14 protein-coding genes are annotated in these 13232 nt (G+C 70.5%); 6 read left to right on the top strand and 8 right to left on the bottom strand.

Features of this window, described 5'->3' with window-relative positions; genetic code table 11:
• Positions 1-38 precede the first annotated feature (38 nt).
• From AB0N16_RS22010 to AB0N16_RS22000, 3 genes are read right to left on the bottom strand one after another with little or no spacing between them, the layout of a single operon-like run.
• Positions 39-818 (bottom strand): amino acid ABC transporter ATP-binding protein, encoded by a 780-nt coding sequence (locus AB0N16_RS22010; protein WP_365799125.1) that lies wholly within the window; start codon positions 816-818, stop codon positions 39-41.
• Positions 815-1651, bottom strand: a complete 837-nt coding sequence (locus tag AB0N16_RS22005) for an amino acid ABC transporter permease (RefSeq protein WP_365799123.1) — start codon at positions 1649-1651, stop codon at positions 815-817. The genes AB0N16_RS22010 and AB0N16_RS22005 overlap by 4 nt, the downstream gene beginning before the upstream one ends.
• Positions 1648-2502, bottom strand: coding sequence for an ABC transporter substrate-binding protein (locus tag AB0N16_RS22000; RefSeq protein ID WP_365799122.1), 855 nt, complete (start codon positions 2500-2502; stop codon positions 1648-1650). Before AB0N16_RS22000 ends, AB0N16_RS22005 begins: the two co-directional genes overlap by 4 nt.
• Positions 2503-2740: 238 nt before the next feature.
• Here AB0N16_RS22000 and AB0N16_RS21995 point away from each other — a divergent pair, with 238 nt between their 5' ends.
• From AB0N16_RS21995 to thpD, 5 genes are all read left to right on the top strand, one after another.
• On the top strand, positions 2741-3841 hold the full coding sequence (locus AB0N16_RS21995; protein WP_365799311.1) for an aminotransferase class V-fold PLP-dependent enzyme: 1101 nt from the start codon (positions 2741-2743) through the stop codon (positions 3839-3841).
• A 338-nt stretch (positions 3842-4179) separates the two neighbouring features.
• Positions 4180-4695, top strand: a complete 516-nt coding sequence (ectA, locus tag AB0N16_RS21990; protein ID WP_365799120.1) for a diaminobutyrate acetyltransferase — start codon at positions 4180-4182, stop codon at positions 4693-4695.
• 10 nt (positions 4696-4705) lie between these two features.
• Complete coding sequence (ectB, locus tag AB0N16_RS21985; RefSeq protein ID WP_365799118.1) at positions 4706-5977, top strand: diaminobutyrate--2-oxoglutarate transaminase; 1272 nt, start codon at positions 4706-4708, stop codon at positions 5975-5977.
• Positions 5978-6008: 31 nt separating this feature from the next.
• Positions 6009-6407: an ectoine synthase gene (locus tag AB0N16_RS21980; RefSeq protein ID WP_365799116.1), complete on the top strand. Its 399-nt coding sequence runs from the start codon at positions 6009-6011 to the stop codon at positions 6405-6407.
• Positions 6408-6409: 2 nt separating this feature from the next.
• Positions 6410-7297 carry an ectoine hydroxylase gene (thpD, locus tag AB0N16_RS21975; protein WP_365799114.1) on the top strand — a complete coding sequence of 296 codons (888 nt, stop codon included), beginning with the start codon at positions 6410-6412 and terminating at the stop codon, positions 7295-7297.
• A gap of 71 nt (positions 7298-7368) precedes the next feature.
• Here the strand turns inward: thpD and AB0N16_RS21970 are convergent, their stop codons facing one another.
• From AB0N16_RS21970 to AB0N16_RS21950, 5 genes are all read right to left on the bottom strand, one after another.
• Positions 7369-8430: an aminotransferase class V-fold PLP-dependent enzyme gene (locus tag AB0N16_RS21970; RefSeq protein WP_365799112.1), complete on the bottom strand. Its 1062-nt coding sequence runs from the start codon at positions 8428-8430 to the stop codon at positions 7369-7371.
• Positions 8431-8527: 97 nt separating this feature from the next.
• Positions 8528-9244, bottom strand: coding sequence for a DsbA family oxidoreductase (locus tag AB0N16_RS21965; RefSeq protein ID WP_365799110.1), 717 nt, complete (start codon positions 9242-9244; stop codon positions 8528-8530).
• A 61-nt stretch (positions 9245-9305) separates the two neighbouring features.
• Positions 9306-9821 carry a GNAT family N-acetyltransferase gene (locus tag AB0N16_RS21960; protein ID WP_365799108.1) on the bottom strand — a complete coding sequence of 172 codons (516 nt, stop codon included), beginning with the start codon at positions 9819-9821 and terminating at the stop codon, positions 9306-9308.
• Positions 9822-10001: 180 nt separating this feature from the next.
• Positions 10002-10610: a DUF1349 domain-containing protein gene (locus AB0N16_RS21955; protein WP_365799106.1), complete on the bottom strand. Its 609-nt coding sequence runs from the start codon at positions 10608-10610 to the stop codon at positions 10002-10004.
• 126 nt (positions 10611-10736) lie between these two features.
• On the bottom strand, positions 10737-12266 hold the full coding sequence (locus AB0N16_RS21950; protein ID WP_365799104.1) for an aldehyde dehydrogenase (NADP(+)): 1530 nt from the start codon (positions 12264-12266) through the stop codon (positions 10737-10739).
• A 145-nt stretch (positions 12267-12411) separates the two neighbouring features.
• Between AB0N16_RS21950 and AB0N16_RS21945 the strand changes: the two genes are divergently transcribed.
• Complete coding sequence (locus AB0N16_RS21945; RefSeq protein ID WP_351694752.1) at positions 12412-13185, top strand: IclR family transcriptional regulator; 774 nt, start codon at positions 12412-12414, stop codon at positions 13183-13185.
• Positions 13186-13232: the final 47 nt, after the last annotated feature.

Below are 13232 nucleotides of genomic sequence, written 5' to 3'. Positions count from 1 at the left end.
CGCGGCGAAGCCGCACATCGAACACAGCCCCGCGCCTTTTACGGGGCGCTGTCCTGGCCCTCTTCCACGTCCGCCATCGCCGGATCCAGCAGGCGCGACAGGAAATGGCGCGTGCGCTCGTGCTGCGGGTTGCCGATGACCCGGTCGGGGGCGCCGTCCTCCACGATCACCCCGCCGTCCATGAAGACGACCCGGTCGGCGACCTCGCGGGCGAAGGTCATCTCGTGGGTGACGACCATCATGGTCATGCCCTCCCGGGCCAGCATCCGCATCACCGCCAGCACGTCCCCGACCAGCTCCGGGTCGAGGGCCGAGGTCGGCTCGTCGAAGAGCATCACCTCGGGGCCCATCGACAGCGAGCGGGCGATCGCCACGCGCTGCTGCTGGCCGCCGGAGAGGGAGGCGGGGTAGGCGTTCGCCTTCTCCGAGAGGCCGACGCGGGCCAGGTTCTCGGCGGCCACGCGCGCGGCCCGCGCCTTGTCCCGCCGGAGCACCCGCCGCTGCGGCAGCGTGAGGTTCTCGGTCACCGTGAGGTGCGGGAAGAGGTTGAACTGCTGGAAGACCATGCCGATACGGCGGCGTACGGCGTCGATGTCGACATCGGGGTCCGTCAACTCCGTGCCGCCGACGAACACCTGGCCCTTGGTGGGCTCTTCAAGCAGGTTGACGCAACGGAGCAACGTGGACTTGCCGGAGCCCGACGGGCCGATGACGCACACGACCTCGCCCTGGCCGATCTCCAGGTCGATGCCGCGCAGCACCTCGTTGTCGCCGAAGGACTTGTGCAGGTCCCTGACCTCGATCTCGGGTCGGCTCATTTGACGGCCTCCTGGGCCTTCGCCTCCATGCGGCGCACCACGAAGCCGAGCGGGATCGTGACCAGCAGGTAGCACAGGCCGGCGACGAGGATCGGCGTGGAGTTGGCGGTCGTACTGGCCAGGTCACGGCCGTACTTGGACAGTTCGCGCTCCTCCAGGGTGACGCCGAGGAACAGGACCAGGGAGGAGTCCTTGAACAACAGGACCAACTCGTTGGTCAGGGGCGGGAGGATGATGCGGAACGCCTGCGGGATGACGATCGAGATCATCGCGCGGGCCGGCGAGAAGCCCAGCGAACGGGCCGCCTCCAGCTGGCCCTTGGGGACCGCCTGGATGCCGGCGCGGATGGTCTCGGCCATGTAGGCGGCGGCGACCAGGCCGAGGGCCAGGGCCACCTTGCCGTAGGTGCCGCCGATGATCTCCGTGCCGGGGAAGGCGAGCGGGACCGCGACCCCGATGAAGATGAAGATCAGCAGGGCGGGCAGGCCGCGGAAGATCTCGATGTAGACGCCGGCCAGCCAGCGGTAGGGGCCGACGGAGGACAGCCGCATCAGCGCGATCAGCATGCCGAGCGCCAGGCCGACGACGAAGCCGGACACCGTGTAGAGCACGGTGTTCTTCAGCGCCAGCGTGATGACGTCCGGGAACATCTGCCGGGCGATGTCCCACTGGGCGAACTGGTTCTGCAGCCGCCCCCAGTCGGCGCCGACCGCGAAGGCGACCACGGCGGCGACGAAGACGACGTACTGCACACCGCGCGAGAGCCGGCGCTTCTGCCGCCGGGACAGGCCCTTCCTGCGAGGCTGGAGTTCGGTGTCCGTGCCGAGGGTCATGAGGCGGCCGGGGACGCGGCCGCCGCGTCGTACGGACCGATCCACTTCTCGTACAGCTTCTTGTACGTGCCGTCGGCCTTGGCGTCCGCGATCGCCTTGTTGACGGCGGCGAGGAGCTTGGTGTTGCCCTTCTTGACCGTGAAGCCGTACTGCTCACCGGTGTTGATCTGCCCGGCGACCTGGAAGGCGGCGGCGTTGGCCTTGTCCTTCAGCCAGCCCTGGACCACCGGGTAGTCGATGACGACGGCCTTGACCTGGCCGGTGCGCAGGCCGTTGAGGACGGCGTCGGAGGACTCGAAGGAGACCGGGTCGAAGCCCTGCGCCTTCGCGTAGTCCTCGCCGGTGGTCTGCGCCTGGGTGCCCAGCTGGACCTTCTTCGCCTTGGCGTCGGCGAGCGAGGTGATACCGCTGTCCTTGGCGACCAGGAGGGCCTGGGTGGCGTCGAAGTACGGGTCGGAGAAGTCGACGTTCTTCTTGCGCTCGGCGGTGATGGTCATGCCGGCCGCGGCCAGGTCGCACTCGCCGGAGTTGAGGAAGGCGCCGGTCTTGAAGTTCTCGAACGGCGTGTCGAGGATCTGCTGCTTCACGCCGAGGTCCTTGGCGACCAGGTCGATCATCGACACGTCGAAGCCCTGCACCTTGCCGCCGATCTCCGACTGGAACGGCGGGTACGGCAGGTGGGTGCAGGTGGTGAGCTGGCCGGCCTTGACGAGTTCGACCCCGCCCGCGGCCGTTCTGGAGGCGCTGGAGCCGTTGCCGCTCGACGTGCAGCCGGCCACGAGGGCCAGCCCGGCCGCGGCGGTGACGGCGGCCAGGGCGCGAGCCCGGCGGCGCCCGAGGAGCGTGGTCACGAGACCTCCCGTAGGTCTGTGGGGCTCCCCGCGAGGCTGTGAGGGAGCTTGGGATTCCGGTTCTGCGGCTTCCGATTATAAGGAAATGTTTGGGTATCTCAAACCAAACCGATGGCCGTGAGGCCGTCCGGCCTAAGAAGTCGCCGGTCACGGCCGGTCACAGCCGGTCAATGGGCTACGGCGGGTGCCGGTTACGCTCATGCTGATCTGCCCCTCCGTGAGCGAAGAGAGCACCGCCGTGACCCACCCCTTCCTCGACCTGCCCCCGCTGAGCGCCGCGCACTTCGCCGCCATCGAGGACCGCGTGGCCCGGTTGCTGGGCACCCGGGAGACCGTCGTGATCACGCAGGGCGAGGCACTGCTGCCGCTGGAGGGTGCGATCAGGGCGGCGGCCGGGCCGGGGACGACCGCGCTGAACGTGATCACCGGCCCCTACGGGCAGACCTTCGGGAACTGGCTCCGGGACTGCGGCGCGACGGTGATCGACCTCACGGTGCCGTTCCACACGGCCGTGACGGCCGCGCAGATCCGGGAGGCGTTCGCCGAGCACCCGGAGATCGACTTCGTGTCCCTGGTGCACGCGGAGGCGGCGACCGGCAACACCAACCCGGTCGCGGAGATCGGCGCGGTGGTACGGGAGCAGGGCGCCCTCTTCTATCTGGACGCGGTCGCCTCGGTCGGAGCCGAGCCGGTGCTGCCGGACGCATGGGGCGTGGACCTGTGCGTGATCGGGGCACAGAAGGCGATGGGCGGTCCGGCCGGCGTCTCGGCGGTGTCGGTGAGCGAGCGGGCGTGGGCCCGGATGGCGGCCAACCCGCAGGCCCCGCGCCGGTCGTACCTGTCGCTGCTGGACTGGAAGGAGCGCTGGGTCGACGGCGGCCGCAAGGTACTGCCGCACGCGCCGGCGCAGCTGGAGATGCTCGCCCTGGAGGCGTGCCTGGAGCGGATCGAGGCGGAGGGGCTGGAGACGGTGATGCGCCGTCACCGTACGGCCGCGCTGGCGACCCGGGCCGGGGCGGTGGCCCTGGGCGGCGGTCTGGAGCCGTATGTGCACGAGGAGTCGGACGCGGCGCCGGTCGCCACGACACTGCGGGTGCCCTCGGGGGTGGTGGCCTCGGAGCTGGTCGCCGAGGCGCTCGCGGACGACGGCACGCTGCCGCTGGCCGCGGGCGGGGGCGCGCTGGCCACGGAGATGATCCGGGTGAACCACTACGGGGCGGACGCGACGGTGGGCGCGGTCCGGTCGAGCCTGGCGGCGCTCGGCGCGGGGCTGGCGAAGCAGGGTCGGACGGTGGACCTGGAGGGGGCCCGGCGGGCGGTCGAGTCCGTCTGGGAATAGGGGCCGGAAAGGGTCGGGTGGCGCCACCGCCGGTGCCACCCCCGCCGAGGAACCCGACCCCGTCGTCGACGGCATATCGAAAGCGTTAAGAGCGCCTGAATTCAAAGCAATTCCGAATTCCTTTTTGAACGATGGCTCACCCGAGATCTTCTGCCCGCTTTTTGCGGAGCTAAACCGGGGGAATTTCAGCCGGGTTTCAACCCTGTGACACACTCCACACAGCCGGGCCATTTGCCCGGTTTGTGGTGGGTGATATCGGCACATAAAGGCACGGCGGATTGGGCTGGCAACAGCACCCGCCGTGCATTTTTGCATTTGCCTCGCTAAATTCAGTCCGCATGACCGCACCACAAGCAGACCTGATCGTCGAGCACCCGATGGTGACCGACGGCGCCGCCCTGTGGCGTATCGCAAAGGATTCCGGAAGCCTCGATCTGAACTCCTCGTACAGCTATCTGCTGTGGTGCCGGGATTTCGCCGGCACGTCGGCGGTGGCGCGCGGCGCGGACGGCGAGCCCGTCGGATTCGTGACCGGATACACCCGGCCGGACCGCCCGGACACGCTGCTCGTCTGGCAAGTCGCCGTGGACGCCGCACAGCGCGGGCGCGGTGTCGCCGCGCAGCTGCTGGACGGCCTGACGGCCCGGGTGGCCGCCGAACGGCCGCTCACCGCCGTCGAGACCACCATCACGCCCGGGAACACCGCCTCCGAGCGGCTGTTCACCTCGTACGCCGCCCGGCACGGCGCCACCGTCGAGCGCACCGTGCTGTTCGAGGCCGGCGAGTTCCCCGACGGTCCGCACGATCCCGAAGTCCTGTACCGCATCGGCCCCTTGACCCCCACATCGCACTGAGGAGCCTCCTGTGACCATCACCCAGCCCGACCTGAGTGTCTTCGAGACCCTGGAGTCCGAGGTCCGCAGCTACTGCCGGGCCTGGCCGACCGTGTTCGACCGGGCCCGGGGCAGCCGGATGTACGACGAGGACGGCCACGAGTACCTGGACTTCTTCGCCGGCGCCGGGTCCCTCAACTACGGCCACAACAACCCGGTGCTGAAACGGGCGCTGCTCGACTACCTGGAACGCGACGGGGTCACCCACGGCCTCGACATGTCGACCACCGCCAAGCGGTCGTTCCTCCAGGCCTTCCAGGACCTGGTGCTGCGGCCGCGCGACCTGCCGTACAAGGTGATGTTCCCGGGGCCGACGGGCACCAACGCCGTGGAGTCCGCGCTGAAGCTGGCGCGGAAGGTGAAGGGGCGCGAGGCGATCGTGTCGTTCACCAACGCCTTCCACGGGATGTCCCTCGGGTCGCTGGCCGTCACCGGCAACGCGTTCAAGCGGGCCGGGGCCGGGATCCCGCTGGTGCACGGGACGCCGATGCCGTTCGACAACTACTTCGAGGGGACCGTCCCGGACTTCCTCTGGTTCGAGCGGCTGCTCGAGGACCACGGGTCGGGCCTCAACAAGCCCGCCGCGGTGATCGTGGAGACCGTGCAGGGCGAGGGCGGCATCAACGTCGCCCGGCCCGAGTGGCTGCGCGCCCTCAAGGAGCTGTGCGAGCGGCAGGACATGCTGCTGATCGTCGACGACATCCAGATGGGCTGCGGACGCACCGGCGCCTTCTTCTCCTTCGAGGAGTCCGGGATCGTCCCCGACATCGTCACGGTGTCGAAGTCCATCAGCGGCTACGGGCTGCCCATGTCGCTGTGCCTGTTCCGGCCCGAGCTCGACGTGTGGGAGCCGGGCGAGCACAACGGCACCTTCCGCGGCAACAACCCCGCCTTCGTCACCGCCGCCGCCGCCCTGGAGAGCTACTGGACCGACGGCCCGGCGATGGAGAAGCAGACGCGGGCCAAGGGCGAGCAGGTCGAGCAGGGACTCATCGCGATCGTCGAGGAGAACCTCGCCGACGTGCGGGAGTACCGGGGCCGGGGTCTGGTGTGGGGGATGGAGTTCCACGAGAAGGCGCGGGCCGGGCGGGTCGCCAGGCGCGCCTTCGAACTGGGGCTGCTCATCGAGACATCGGGGCCGGAGAGCGAGGTCGTCAAGCTGCTGCCCGCCCTGACCATCACCCCGGACGAGCTGGACGAGGGGCTGAGCATCCTCGCCCGTGCCGTCCGGGAGACCGTCTGACCAGGATCTAGCAAGGAGGCTGTACACCACCGTGATCGTCCGTTCGTTCAAGGAGATCGAAGGCACCGACCGGCATGTCAAGGCCGCGTCCGGGACCTGGGAGAGCAAACGCATCGTCCTCGCCAAGGAGGGGGTCGGCTTCTCGGTGCACGAGACGATCCTCTACGCGGGCACGGAGACGTCGATGTGGTACGCCAACCACATCGAGGCCGTGGTCTGCGTCGAGGGCGAGGCCGAGCTGACCGACCGCGAGACCGGGACGTCGTACACGATCACGCCCGGCACCATGTACCTCCTCGACGGCCACGAGCGGCACACGCTGCGCGTCAAGGAGGACTTCCGCTGCATCTGCGTGTTCAATCCGCCGGTCACCGGCCGGGAGGACCACGACGAGAACGGCGTCTATCCCCTGCTGACGGAGGAGGGCTGACCATGACCACGATCACCGACCTGTACCCGAGCCGTGGCCCGGTCGAGGTCTCCGTACCCCGCAAGGACCCGGTCGTCTGGTCGGCACCCGGTGCGGCCGGGCCGATCGCCACGGACCGGCTGGAGGCGTTCGAGCGGGACGGCTTCCTCGCCGACGAGCACCTCCTCGCGGACGACGAGGTCGCCGTGTACCGGGAGGAACTGGAGCGGCTGGTCGCCGACCCGGCGATCCGGGCCGACGAGCGCTCGATCGTCGAGCCGAAGTCCAAGGAGATCCGCTCGGTCTTCGAGGTGCACCGGATCAGCGAGGTGTTCGCGAACCTGGTGCGCGACCAGCGGGTGGTCGGCCGGGCCCGGCAGATCCTCGGCTCGGACGTCTACGTCCACCAGTCGCGGATCAACGTCAAGCCCGGGTTCGGGGCCAGTGGCTTCTACTGGCACTCGGACTTCGAGACCTGGCACGCCGAGGACGGGCTGCCGAACATGCGGACCGTGTCGGTCTCGATCGCGCTGACCGAGAACCACGACACCAACGGCGGGCTCATGATCATGCCGGGCTCGCACCGGACGTTCCTGGGCTGCGCCGGCGCCACGCCCGAGGACAACTACAAGAAGTCGCTGCAGATGCAGGACGCGGGCACGCCCTCGGACGAGGCGCTGACCGCGATGGCCGGCGAGTACGGCATCAAGCTGTTCACGGGCCGGGCCGGTTCGGCGACCTGGTTCGACTGCAACTGCATGCACGGCTCCGGCGACAACATCACGCCGTTCCCGCGCAGCAACGTCTTCATCGTGTTCAACAGCGTGGAGAACACGGCGGTGGAACCGTTCGCGGCACCGGTACGACGGCCCGAGTTCATCGGGGCCAGGGACTTCACGCCCGTGCGGTGATCTCCCCCTGAGCCGGCCGGGCCGGGACCTCCCGTGGGACGGGGTCCCGGCCCGGTCGTGTCCGCGTCCTGTCAGCCGTCGAGCACGTCCAGGAGCCGGTCCACGTCCGCGGCGGTGTTGTACAGGTGGAACGCGGCCCGCAGGTTGCCCGCCCGGTCGGAGACCTCGATGCCGGCGCGGCTCAGGTCCGGCTGGCGGCCGCCGAGTCCCGGCACCGAGACGATCGCCGAACCCGGGGCGGGCAGGGGCGCGTGACCGAGGGCGGCGAGTCCGGCCCGGAACCGGTCGGCGAGGGCCACGTCGTGGGCGTGGACGGCGGCCACCCCGAGCTCCTCGATCAGGTCGAGGGAGCGGCGCAGGCCCGCGAAGGTGAACAGCGCGTGGGTCAGGTCGAACCGCCGTGCGGAGTGCGCGAGTTCGGTGACCGGGCCGTAGCAGCTGTCCCACGGCACCTCGCCCGCTACCCAGCCGGCCAGCAGCGGGGTCAGCCCGCCGAAGTCCTCGGGGACCACGAGGAACGCGGTGCCGTGCGGGCCGAGCAGCCACTTGAAGGAGACCGCGGCCGAGAAGTCGTCACCGTCGGCGTCCATCGGGAGCCAGCCGGCCGACTGGGAGAAGTCGACGTAGGTACGCGCCCCGTGCTCGCGGGCGGCCTCCCGCAGAGCGGGCAGGTCGGCGAGGCGGCCGTCGGCGGACTGGGCGGCGCTGACCGCGACCAGCGCGGTGCCGGGGCGGACCGACTCGGCGATCCTCTCCAGCGGCACGGCGCGGACCTTGAGGTCGCCGCGGACGTGGAACGGGTTCAGTACGGAGGTGAAGTCTTCCTCGGCGGTGAGGACTTCGGCGCCGGCGGGCAGCGACGCGGCGATCACACCGGAGTGCGCGGCGACCGAGGCGCCCACCGCGACCCGGGTCGCGGGGACACCGGCCAGCCGGGCGTACGCGGCCCGGCTGGCCTCCACGTCCTCGTACAGCGAGGTCAGCGGCCGGCCCTCGGCCCGCAGCAGGGCCGCCTCGTGCAGGGCGGCGACGGTGCGGGCGGGCAGCAGGCCGTTGCTGGCGGTGTTGAGGTAGGTGCTCTTCGGGGCGAACTCGGCGCGGACGAGGCTCTCGAACGTCTCCGTGGTCTCCATGGCTCCACTCTGCGGCCCACGGAACCCCCCGTCCATTGCGGATTTTTACGCAGAACCGCTAAGCATTGCTTATACGACCGCCCTGACCTGGGGTTTCTCAGTGCTGCGGGACCGCGCACCCGTCCGGCCCACAGGCCTCGGCGCCACCCTCGTCGATGAGCTGGAGCGGGGAACGCGCGCCCCAGGCCTGACCGAGCGCCTGCGTGAAGACCTCGGCGGGCTGGGCGCCGGAGACCCCGTACTTCCGGTCGAGGACGAAGAAGGGCACCCCGTTCGCGCCGAGCTGGGCGGCCTCGCGCTCGTCGGCGCGGACGTCGTCGGCGTAGCGGGCCGGGTCGGCGAGCACCCCGCGCGCGGCCTCCGCGTCCAGCCCGGCCGCCACGGCCAGCTCGACGAGCCGCTCGGCACCCTCGGTGAAGAGCGACCGCTCCTCGGCGAAGTTCGCCCGGTACAGGATCTGGATCAGCTCGTCCTGCCGGCCCTGCTCCTTGGCGAAGTGCAGCAGCCGGTGCATGTCGAAGGTGTTGCCGTGGTCCCGGCCGCGGGTCTGGTAGTCGAGGCCCTCGGCGGCGGCCTGGGCACCCAGGTTGTCCTCGCCGGCCTGGGCCTGCGCCTCGCTCATGCCGTACTTCTTGGTGAGCATGGCGAGTACCGGCTGGACGTCGTCCTTGGCGCGGCCGGGGTCCAACTCGAAGGAGCGGTGCACGACCTCGACCTCGTCGCGGTGCGGGAAGGCGGCGAGCGCCTTCTCGAAACGCGCTTTTCCGACATAGCACCAGGGGCAAGCGATATCGGACCAGATCTCGACGCGCATGTTGTCGGCTCTCCAGGCAGTAGAAGGCTTTTCAACTACCTGAACCTTCAACCAGCCCGCTTCATTCCCCGCCTCCGCCGCCGCCCACCGCGTACCGCAGACACAGGTGATGCTCACCGTCGGCGGGCGGGTGCTCCGGATCCGGCACCCAGCCCTGGCGGGCGTAGAAGGCCTGGGCCCGCCGGTTGCCGATGTGCACGTCCAGTACGGCCGTCCGCCTGCCGTCGGCCCGCCACTGCTCCAGGCAGGCGGTGTGCAGGGCGGTGCCGATACCGGCCCGCCAGTGGCCGGGGTCGACATGGAACTGGAACAGCTTGACCGTTTCCGCGGGGGCGCCCTCCGGCGTGCGGAAGGAGGCGACCGCGGTGATCACACCCGCTTCCACCACGCACAGCACCTGTCCGGCGGGCCGCTCGACGGCCTCCCGCCAGGCCGCCGTCCAGTCCATGCCGTCCTCCGGGAGACCGTCCGGGTAGTACGTGGACCGGGCCCGGTGGTGCAGCGCGGCGATCTTCTCGGCCTCGGCGGGCAGGGCCGTACGGATCACCCGCAGCCCCTTCAGACGGTCACTGATCATGCAACGGAGGACGTGACCGCGGCCGCACCGGTTCCGTGGCCGTCCTTTGTGGCCGTGGGGCCGTCCTTGTGGCCGTGGCCGTCCTTTGTGGCCGTGGGGCCGTCCTTGTGGCCGTGGCCGTCCTTGTGGCCGTGGCCGTCCTTGTGGCCGTGGCCGTCCTTGTGGCCGTGGCCGTCCCGCTCAGCTTCCGTCGCGGAGGTCGGCCGGCCAGTCGGGCCTGAACTCGATGTGGTCGTACGTCACCACGCATCCCTCCCCTATCGGCGACTGGGTCATGAAGCCGACCAGCGCGCCTTCGGTCTCCTTCTCGCCGCCCAGCGTGAACAGCCGCACGAAGACCCATCTCTCCCCGTCGCGGGAGGCGTGGAAGGCGAGCGCCCGCCCGGTCCGGCTGATCCGCAGCCAGACCGAACTCCCCTCCACGGTGAAGGCGTTGGCGTCGTCGGAGTGGCCCCGGGTGACCACCGTGCAGACGGTGGGGACGTCCGGCGAGTTCTCCAGACAGAGCTTGGCCCAGGCCCGGTCGCCGACGTGGACGTACAGCACACCGGCGTCGAAGGCGGCACCGAAGCCGACGGTGACCCGGGCGATCAGCTGGAAGTCCCCCTCGGGCGCCCCGAGCAGCCGGGGCGCGTCCGAGGCGGGATCCAGGGCCTCCCCGGTGGGCGACACGAACCGGTCCTGCCGGGCCCCGGCCCACCCGGTGAGCACACCGTCCTCGTAGAACCAGTGCCCGTCGGGCCCGTAGGTACGGAGGGGAAAGGGAAGTTCGGGAAGTTCCACGTCCATGGTCAGATTGTGTCAGCAGAACTTTTCGGCTTACGCCCGGCCAGGCGCGCCCCGAAGGGGCGCGGGGAACTGCGCGAGCAACCACAACGAACCGGCACCCGGCGACGCACCCGCACCCCCGCGCCGCTACCGCTCCAGCACGCCGTTGAACCGCCGAGGAAGCCCCAGCGGATTGTCATCCCGCAACTCCGCCGGCAGCAAAGCCTCCGGCACCCCCTGATACGCCACCGGCCGCAACCACCGCTCGATGGCCGTACCGCCCACCGACGTAGACGTAGACGTCGTAGCAGGGTAGGGCCCACCGTGATGCTGGGCCGGAGCCACGGCAACCCCCGTCGGCCATCCATTGACCAGCACCCGACCGGCCAGCGGCGTGAGCTCCGCGAGGATCTCCGCCCCGAGCCCCTCCCCCGCGGCCTCCTCGGCGGAGACGTGCACCGTCGCCGTGAGGTTCCCCGGCAGCCGCGACAGCACCGCCGTGGCCTCACCCCGGTCCGCGTACCGAACCACCACGGTCACCGGTCCGAAGCACTCCTCCAGGAGCAGGTCGTACGCTCCCTCCTCGGCCAGCCGGCTCGCCGGCACCGTGAGGAAACCCGCGCTGACGGTGTGCTCGCCGCCCGCCCCCGGCGTCACCGGGCTCTCCACGTCGGGGAGTTCGGCGCGCTCGGCGACCCCCGCGACGAAGTTGTCCCGCATCCGGTGGTCGAGCAGCACCCCCGCGTCGGTGTCGCTGACCGCGTCCGTGAGGGACTTGAGCAGGCCGTCACCGGCGGCGTCGGCCGGCACCAGCACCAGGCCCGGCTTCACACAGAACTGGCCGACGCCCAGCGTCATCGACCCGGCGAGCCCGGTGCCGATCTCCCCGCCGCGCTCGGCGGCCGCGGCCTCCGTGACCAGGACGGGGTTGAGGGAGCCCAGTTCGCCGTGGAAGGGGATCGGGACCGGACGCGCGGCGGCCGCGTCGAAGAGCGCACGGCCACCGCGTACCGAACCGGTGAAGCCGGCCGCGGCGATCAGCGGGTGCCTGATCAGCTCGATACCGGCCTCGAAGCCGTGCACCAGACCGACCACCTCGGCGGGGATGCCGTGCTGGGCGGCGGCCCGGCGCAGCACCTTGGCGACCAGTTCGGACAGGCCCGGGTGGTCGGGGTGGGCCTTGACGACGACCGGGTTGCCGGCGGCCAGCGCGCTCGCGGTGTCGCCGCCGGCGACCGAGAAGGCGAAGGGGAAGTTGGACGCGGAGTAGACGGCGACGACGCCCAGCGGGACCTTGTAGCGGCGCAGGTCGGGGACGGGCGGGGTCGCGGTGGCGTCGGGGTGGTTGATGATGACGTCGAGGAAGGCGCCCTCGTCGACGATGTCGGCGAACGCGCGCAGCTGGTAGGCGGTGCGGGCGAGTTCGCCGGTGAGCCGGACCGGGCCGAGCGCGGTCTCGGCGTCGGCGGCCTCCACGAGGTGGTCCTTGGCCGCGTCGAGTCCGGCGGCGGCGGACCGCAGGAAGGCCGCGCGGACCGTGCGGTCGGCGAGGGAGCCGCGTGCGGCATGCGCCGCGGTGACGGTGGCGTCCACCTCCTGGGCTGTGGCCTCCACCGCAACCTGTTCCCGCTGCTTCCCGGTGCGCGGGTCGACACTCCAGACTGGTGCTGCTGTCACCGCGGGTCCCTCCATGTAGTGCGTTCTGCCGCAGATCCGGGTCACTCACCAGGGATGTTCGATATACTGAACGCTGTCTCTGATGATGAATACGATGTCGGAGACTATATCCTCGGTTTCTCGTCCAACGAAGGGGTCAAGGGCGATGTCGGCAGGCGAGACAGGCGGCGGGGCACAGGTCAAGTCCGCGGTACGGACCGTGGAGTTGCTCGAGTACTTCGCCGGCCGGCCCGGTATGCACTCCCTCGCGGCGGTCCAGGAGGCCGTCGGATATCCCAAGTCCAGCCTCTACATGCTGCTGCGCACCCTGGTGGAGCTGGGCTGGGTGGAGACGGACGCGACCGGCACCCGGTACGGCATCGGGGTCCGGGCCCTGCTGGTCGGCACCTCGTACATCGACGGCGACGAGGTGGTCGCGGCGGCTCGCCCGACCCTGGACCGGCTCTCCGACGACACCACGGAGACCATCCACCTGGCGCGCCTCGACGGCACGAACGTGGTCTACCTGGCCACCCGCCAGTCCCAGCACTATCTGCGCCCCTTCACCCGGGTCGGCCGCCGGCTCCCCGCGCACTCGACCTCCCTCGGCAAGGCGCTGCTCGCCACCCACACCGACGAGCAGGTCCGCAAGCTGCTCCCGGAGACCCTCCCGGCGCTCACCGAGCACACCCTCACGGACCGCGAGAAGCTCATCGAGGAGCTCCACCAGATCCGCGAGCAGGGCTTCGCGATCGACCGCGAGGAGAACACGCTCGGCCTGCGCTGCTTCGGCGTGGCGATCCCCTACCGCACCCCGGCCCGCGACGCGATCAGCTGCTCGGTCCCGGTGGCCCGCCTCACCCCCGCCCACGAACAGATGATCAAGGACGCTTTGTTCGACGCCCGGGACCGCCTGACGCTGGCGACGCGACGGCTCTAGGACGGCACCGCATGAGCGATCGATGAGAAATCCGCCCGCAAGGGAAC

It is taken from the genome of Streptomyces sp. NPDC051105 (assembly GCF_040682795.1).
Taxonomy (GTDB): domain Bacteria; phylum Actinomycetota; class Actinomycetes; order Streptomycetales; family Streptomycetaceae; genus Streptomyces.
This window is presented reverse-complemented; position numbering and strand designations above follow the sequence as displayed.